General features: G+C 65.2%; 5 protein-coding genes and 2 pseudogenes. 5 read left to right on the forward strand and 2 right to left on the reverse strand.

Translation table 11 applies throughout. The features are described from left to right. Nucleotides 1-127 precede the first annotated feature (127 nt). The 5 genes and pseudogenes from F7R19_RS21295 (at nucleotide 128) to F7R19_RS21310 (ending at nucleotide 5,774) form a co-directional block, all read left to right on the forward strand. Nucleotides 128-2,596: a heavy metal translocating P-type ATPase gene (locus tag F7R19_RS21295; RefSeq protein WP_150981908.1), complete on the forward strand. Its 2,469-nt coding sequence runs from the start codon at nucleotides 128-130 to the stop codon at nucleotides 2,594-2,596. Nucleotides 2,597-3,151: 555 nt separating this feature from the next. Further along, nucleotides 3,152-3,388, forward strand: a pseudogene (locus F7R19_RS30235) (CoA-transferase); the annotation flags it as partial. Nucleotides 3,389-3,453: 65 nt separating this feature from the next. Continuing rightward, the gene (locus F7R19_RS30240) at nucleotides 3,454-3,735 is read left to right on the forward strand and encodes a CoA transferase subunit A (protein ID WP_249043168.1); all 282 of its coding nucleotides are present in this window, start codon (nucleotides 3,454-3,456) and stop codon (nucleotides 3,733-3,735) included. Next, nucleotides 3,732-4,385, forward strand: coding sequence for a 3-oxoacid CoA-transferase subunit B (locus tag F7R19_RS21305; RefSeq protein WP_150981909.1), 654 nt, complete (start codon nucleotides 3,732-3,734; stop codon nucleotides 4,383-4,385). The genes F7R19_RS30240 and F7R19_RS21305 overlap by 4 nt, the downstream gene beginning before the upstream one ends. 15 nt (nucleotides 4,386-4,400) lie before the next feature. Then, the gene (locus F7R19_RS21310) at nucleotides 4,401-5,774 is read left to right on the forward strand and encodes a TIGR00366 family protein (protein WP_150981910.1); all 1,374 of its coding nucleotides are present in this window, start codon (nucleotides 4,401-4,403) and stop codon (nucleotides 5,772-5,774) included. A 43-nt stretch (nucleotides 5,775-5,817) separates the two neighbouring features. Here the strand turns inward: F7R19_RS21310 and F7R19_RS21315 are convergent, their stop codons facing one another. Together F7R19_RS21315 and F7R19_RS21320 are read right to left on the reverse strand one after the other, a co-directional pair. Then, complete coding sequence (locus F7R19_RS21315) at nucleotides 5,818-6,708, reverse strand: polysaccharide deacetylase family protein (protein ID WP_150981911.1); 891 nt, start codon at nucleotides 6,706-6,708, stop codon at nucleotides 5,818-5,820. 7 nt (nucleotides 6,709-6,715) lie between these two features. Beyond that, a pseudogene (locus F7R19_RS21320) lies at nucleotides 6,716-7,059 on the reverse strand (bifunctional UDP-4-keto-pentose/UDP-xylose synthase); the annotation flags it as partial.

Raw genomic sequence — 7,059 nt, forward strand, 5'->3', positions numbered from 1 at the left:
TTATAGCCGCGGGGCACGAGACCAAACATTACGATCTCGTCATGCTAGCTGCTCGCCACATTGGTGCTTGACTCTGGAGCCGCTACAGGGTCTTCAATGGCAGCAATCACGCTGAATGGACTTTGCAATGGCTCGCTCCACCCCTGAAAACGTTGCGCCGCCGGCGTCGGGCGCGCACCGCCACCGCCACCGCGATCGCGAATCGGCCGATTCGAAGGCGCATGACAGTTGCCACGATCACGAGCATGGCGCCGATTCGTGCAGCCATGGCGGAGCGCAGGCACGGGAGCGTGCGAGCGACCACGCCACTCCGGATGTGCATCAGTACGACCACGCACACGACCACGCACACGACCACGCAGACGACCACGCACACGACCATGGCCAAGGCGCCAGCTGCTGTGGCGCCTCGTGCGGCATGCCGATGCAGGCGCGTCAGCCCGTCGCAGCGCCCGCGGGGTCGCGGCCAGCCGCGTACCGCATCGACGCGATGGATTGCCCCACCGAGGAAACGCTGATCCGCAACAAGCTCGGCGGCATGGCGGGCATCGCCGCGCTCGACTTCAACCTGATGCAGCGCGTGCTGACCGTGCACCACACGCTCGATTCGCTCGACCCGGTGGTCAAGGCGATTGCGTCGCTGGGCATGAAGGCTGAAGCGCTTGGCGAGGCCGGTGCCGATGCTGGCGTGACGGCAGAGCCGGCAAAGCCATGGTGGCCGCTGGCGCTGGCAGGCGGATTCGCAATCGGCGCGGAGCTTACCGAGTGGTTCCAACTGGCCACGCCGTACCTGCCCGCAGCGCTCGCGATCGCGGCAATCCTGGTGGCGGGCCTGGGCGTCTACCGCAAGGGCTGGATCGCGATCCGCAACGGCAACCTCAATATCAACGCGCTGATGAGCATTGCGGTGACCGGTGCGGTCTTGATCGGTCAGTGGCCAGAGGCTGCCATGGTGATGGTGCTGTTTGCGCTGGCCGAGCGCATTGAGGCGGCGTCGCTCGATCGCGCACGCAACGCGGTGCGCGGGCTGATGGCGATGGCGCCGGAACAGGCTACGGTCCAGCAGGCCGATGGCAATTGGCTGGCCGTGGATGCCCGCACGGTGCCGGTCGGTGCGATGGTGCGGCTTCGCCCGGGCGAGCGCGTGGCGCTCGATGGGCGTGTGCTGCGCGGGCAGTCAGCGCTGGACCAGGCGCCCATCACGGGCGAAAGCGTGCCCGTCGACAAGCGCGCCGGCGACATGCTGTTCGCCGGATCGATCAACCAGTCCGGGGAACTCGAATACACGGTGACCGCGCCGGCCAACGATTCCACGCTGTCGCGCATCATTCACGCAGTGGAGGCGGCCCAGGGCAGCCGCGCCCCGACACAACGTTTTGTCGACCAGTTCGCGCGCGTCTACACGCCCGTGGTCTTTGCCATCGCGCTCGGCGTAGCCGTGATTCCGCCATTGCTGATGGGACAAGCCTGGACGGCATGGATTTACAAGGCGCTGGTGTTGCTGGTGATCGCCTGCCCGTGCGCGCTTGTGATATCGACGCCGGTGACGATTGTCAGCGGCCTGGCGGCAGCCGCACGGCGCGGCATCCTGATCAAGGGCGGTGTCTATCTCGAGCAAGGCCGTCATCTGGCATGGCTGGCGCTGGACAAGACCGGCACGCTGACGCATGGCAAGCCGGTGCAGACCGATGCGGCGCTGCTGACCGACGACGTGCCGCATGCACGCGCGATTGCTGCAAGTCTGGCGGCGCGCTCCGATCATCCAGTGTCGCGCGCGGTTGCGGTTGCCGCCGATGCCGATGGCATCGCGCGCCTGGACGTGCAAGACTTCGAGGCGGTGGCAGGGCAGGGCGTGCGCGGCACGATCGATGGCGTGGCGTACTGCCTCGGCAATCATCGCCTGATCCACGACCTTGGCGCGTGCTCGCCCGCACTGGAAGCGCGACTCGAAGCGATCGAGCGGCAGGGCAGGACCATCGTGATGCTGGCCGCGATGGCCGACCCCCGCACCGGCAAGCCGCGCGCGCTGGCGTTGTTCGGCGTGGCCGATACCGTGCGCGATACAAGCCGGCAGGCCATCGAGCAGCTTCATGCGCTGGGCGTGAAGACGCTGATGCTGTCCGGCGACAATCCGCATACGGCGCAGGCCATCGGCACCGCGGTGGGCATCGATCAGGTGCGCGGCAACCAGATGCCGCAGGACAAGGCCGACACCATCGCCGCGCTGGCCGGGCAGGCGCACACCCATGGCGGCAAGGTGGGCATGGTTGGCGATGGCATCAACGATGCGCCGGCGCTGGCGCGTGCCGATATCGGCTTCGCGATGGGCGCCGCGGGCACCGATACAGCGATCGAGACGGCCGACGTGGCGCTGATGGACGATGACCTGCGCAAAATCCCCGCGTTCGTAAGGTTGTCGCGCCGCACCTCGGCGATCCTGAAACAGAACATCGCGCTGGCGCTCGGCATCAAGGTCGTGTTCCTGGTGTTGACCGTGATGGGCATGGGCACGATGTGGATGGCCGTGTTCGCCGATATGGGCGCAAGCCTGCTGGTGGTGTTCAACGGCTTGCGCCTCGCGCGCGACCGAAACTGAGCGTCGCGGGCCGCCCGGCCCGTGACCTCCCTGCGTGCCGCCGAGAGCATCGCGCGGCACGCGCGGATGACTCGTCATCCCGCCGCGGTTCTTCTCGCATTTCCTGATCTTCTTCGTTGTGTGGCCCGATTTCGCATCGACGCCGCGCCGATAAAAAATCCTTTTTCGTTGTTGTGTGTAGCGCCGTATCGATACGCACGCCATGACCTCATTCACGGCGCAACGCGGATCGTTCGAACGTGAGGCGTCTTCGTGTGTTGCCGCAAAGCGTACCAACAAAAATTCTTCTCTCTTGCAGATGCTCAATGGACTTTCGCGGCGGCGTGCATATGCTGAGTGCCAGCTTCATGAGCACGGGACGTCCGCATATTTCTAGCGCGACAGCGCGCATCGCGCACACCGCCTTCGATTGCTGCGTCGGCACTATCGGACCGGCCCCTGGCTCACGTTTCATCGACTGACCAAGGAGAAAAAGGTATGCAGTCAAAGATCATTTCGATTGCTGATGCCGCCGCGCATTTTCGCGACGGCATCAGCATTCTGTTCGGTGGATTTATGGGGGTCGGCACGCCGCCGCTGCTGATCGAGGCGTTGCTCGATTCGAATGCGCGGGACCTCGTGCTGATCGGCAACGACACTGCGTTTCCGGACGTGGGTGTGGGCCAGCTGATCAGCGCAAAGCGCGTGCGCAAGGTGGTGGCCAGCCATATCGGCACCAATGCCGAAACGGGCCGCCAGATGATGGTGGGCGAGATGGAGGTCGAACTCGTGCCCCAGGGCACGCTCGCGGAACGCATTCGCGCCGGCGGTGCGGGCCTGGGCGGCGTGCTGACTGCCACGGGCCTTGGGGCACGGTGGTGGAGGAGGGCAAGTCGCGCATCAACGTGCAGGGTAGGGACTTCCTGCTGGAGCTGCCGATTCGCGCCGATGTGGCATTGCTGCACGCTTCGCGCAGCGACCGCGCCGGCAATCTGCAGTACCGCCTGTCGAGCCGCAATTTCAATCCGGTCGTGGCGCTGGCCGGAGAGGTCGTGCTGGCGCAGGCCGACGAGATCGTCGAGATCGGCGAGCTCGATCCGGACACCATCATGACACCGGCTGCGCTGGTGGACGGCGTTGTGGAGGGCACACGGTCATGAATGCGAAAGAACTGATTGCGCGCCGCGTGGCACTGGAACTCCACGACGGCGATGTGGTGAACCTTGGCATCGGCCTGCCCACGCTGGTGGTCAACTATCTGCCCGCCGATGTCCGCATCACGCTGCAGTCCGAGAACGGTTTTCTTGGGCTCGGGCCGGTGACGGAGCCTGACCCGGCGCTGGTCAACGCCGGCGGTCAGCCGTGTGGCATGGTGCCCGGCGCGTCGACATTCGACAGTGCATTTTCGTTTGCGTTGATCCGTGGCGGACATGTCGACGCCTGCGTGCTTGGCGGCCTGCAGGTAGCCGAGAACGGCGACCTGGCCAACTGGATGGTGCCCGGCAAGATGGTGCCCGGCATGGGCGGCGCGATGGACCTTGTGGCCGGCGCGAAGCGCGTCATCGTGGCAATGGAGCACAGCGCCAAGGATGGCAGTGCCAAGCTGGTGCGCGCCTGCACGCTGCCGCTGACGGCCCAGCGATGCGTTTCGGTGGTGGTGACGGAACTGGCGCTGTTCGAGTTCGTCGACGGCGTGCTGACGCTGCAGGAACTCGCGCCGGGGGTCGATCTGACCACGGTGAGGGAAAAGACCGAAGCCGTCTTCGCCATCTCGCCCGATCTGAAAACCATGCCGATCGACACGCACTGACCACAAGGGACCGTCATGATTGCTCGTATTTCCCGGGGGCTGACGTGGTTTGTCAGCCGATATTTGCCCGATCCACTGGTCTTTGCCATCCTGCTGACCGTCATCATTTTCATCGCCGGGATGTTCGCGATGGGCACGCCCGCCGGGCTGACGGTGCTGCAGGTCGAGACGGCGCCCGCCTGGTCGGACCGCCTCGTCAAGATGGTGAACCTGTGGGGCAACGGCTTCTGGAATCTGCTGGCGTTCGGCATGCAGATGGCGCTGGTGGTGGTCCCCGGTCATGCGCTGGCGTCGTCCGGTCCGGTGAAGTCAATGATGCGCAACGTCGCCTCGATGGCGAAGACGCCCGAGCAGGGCGTGATGCTGACCACTTTCGTCGGCAGCATTGCGTGCGTGCTCAACTGGGGCTTCGGGCTGGTGGTGGGCGCGATGTTCGCGCGCGAGGTGGCGCGCCGCGTGAAGGGGGCGGACTATCGGCTGCTGATTGCGTGCGCGTACATTGCCTTCCTGACATGGCACGGCGGGCTGTCGGGGTCGGTCCCGCTGCTGGCGGCGACACCTGGTAATCCGATGGAGAAGACGATCGGCCTGATTCCGGCCACGTCAATGCTGTTGAGCGGCTACAACCTGTTCATCACGATCGGGCTGATCGTTACGCTGCCGTTCCTGACGCGCATGATGGTGCCGAAGGCCGGCGACGTGGTGTCGGTGGATCCCGCGCTGCTGGCCGAAGAGCCCGATTTCCAGAAGAAGCTGCCGCCCGATGCGCCGATATCGGAAAAGCTCGAGGAAAGTCGCGTTCTGGCGTGGATGATCGGGGTGCTCGGCATCGCGTATCTCGCTTACGGGTTCGCCACGCAAGGGTTCAACATCACGATCAATACGGTGAACCTGCTGTTTCTGACGGCGGGCATCCTGCTGCATCGCACGCCGATGGCGTATATGCGGGCGATTGCCGCCGCCGCGCGCAGCACGGCCGGCATTCTGATCCAGTTCCCGTTCTACGCCGGCATCCAGCTGATGATGGACCATTCCGGCCTGGGTGGCCTGATCACGCAGTTCTTTATCGACATCTCCACGGCCGAGACCTTCCCGATCCTGACGTTTTTCTCGTCGGCAATTGTCAATTTCGCTGTGCCGTCCGGAGGCGGACACTGGGCGGTGCAGGGGCCGTTCGTGATGCCGGCCGCGCAGGCGCTGGGCGCCGATCTTGGCAAGGCGGCCATGGCGATTGCGTACGGCGAGGCGTGGATGAACATGGCGCAGCCTTTCTGGGCGCTGCCCGCGCTGGCGATTGCCGGGCTCGGCGTGCGCGACATCATGGGCTACTGCGTCACGGCGCTGCTGTTCTCCTGCGTGATCTTCGTGGTGGGGCTGGCCGTGTTCTAGGCCGCCTCACAGCGCGCAGCAAAGGGATGGCCCGATGCGGCGGTCAGGGCTGGATGATCAGCTCGCCGCTGCGTCCGGGGATCTCGCCCCAGGTGACGGGCAATTGCGGCAGGGCGGCGCGGTCGATGTGCCGGTAGTAGGTGGCCATCGACACCAGATCGTGACCCTGCGCGCGCCATCCGGCAAGCAAGCGCTTGAACACCGGCGCAAGCTTGCCGCCTTCCAGTTCCGTATGAAGCGTGAAGATGTGGTCGGCTTGGCCTTCAGTCAGCTTCAGCACGGCGTGGTGCACGTTGTCTTCGGTGAGATCGCCCACGCCAATCAATTCGTCGAGCGTCGGCAGCGTGGTAGGCATCTGCACATGGCGGCACGGCGCTCCAGCCACGGTGGGAATATACGGGCCGGTGCCGCGCCCGTCCGATGCGTAGGCCATGCCCCAGTCATCGATCTGCAGGAACGCCGCATCGTTCATCTGCCAGCCCGCCGCGCCATGCGTGCGCGGTGCGGTGCCAAAGATCTCGGTGAAGCGGTCGAACGACTGCTGCATCTGGCGGCGCGTCCACGCGGCGTCGCGCGCGCGGACGTTGTCCTGCCAATAGACGTGGTCCCAGGTGTGAATGCCGCATTCGTGTCCCGCCGCGGCAGCGGCGCGCATTTCGGACGCGCCCTTGCGGCCGATGTCGGGACCGGGCAGCAGCACGCCATACATCAGCGTGCGCAAACCGTAGTTCGACACCACCGACGTGCGCGACACCTTTTTCAGGAAGCCGGGCCGAAACACACGGCGCAGCGCCCAGCCGGTGTGATCCGGTCCCAGACTGAACAGGAACGTGGCTTCCGCCTGGACAGCGGACAACATCGACAACAACGCGGGTACGCCTTCGCGGGTGCCACGCAATGTGTCGACGTCGACTTTCAGGGCGATGCGGGCCATGCGCGGCTCAGTTACCGGCGTCGACCAGCGTGCGGGCGTCCACCACCTTGTCGCGGTACGCTTCGAAGATCCGCCGCAGCGCCTGCTCCATCGTCACTTCGGGCTTCCACCCCAGCTCATTGATCGTGTTGTCGATCTTCGGCACGCGGTGCTGCACATCCTGGTAACCCTTGCCATAGAACTCACCCGACGACGTCTCGACGATCTTCGTCTTGCGCGCCTCTTCCGCGTACTCCGGATAGTCGGCCGCCATCTTCAGCATCATCTCCGCCAGTTCGCGCACCGAATGGATATTGGCAGGATTGCCAATATTGAAGATCTTGCCGCTGGCCACGCCACCCTGGTTCTCGA

It is taken from the genome of Cupriavidus pauculus, from assembly GCF_008801835.1.
Lineage (GTDB): Bacteria > Pseudomonadota > Gammaproteobacteria > Burkholderiales > Burkholderiaceae > Cupriavidus > Cupriavidus pauculus.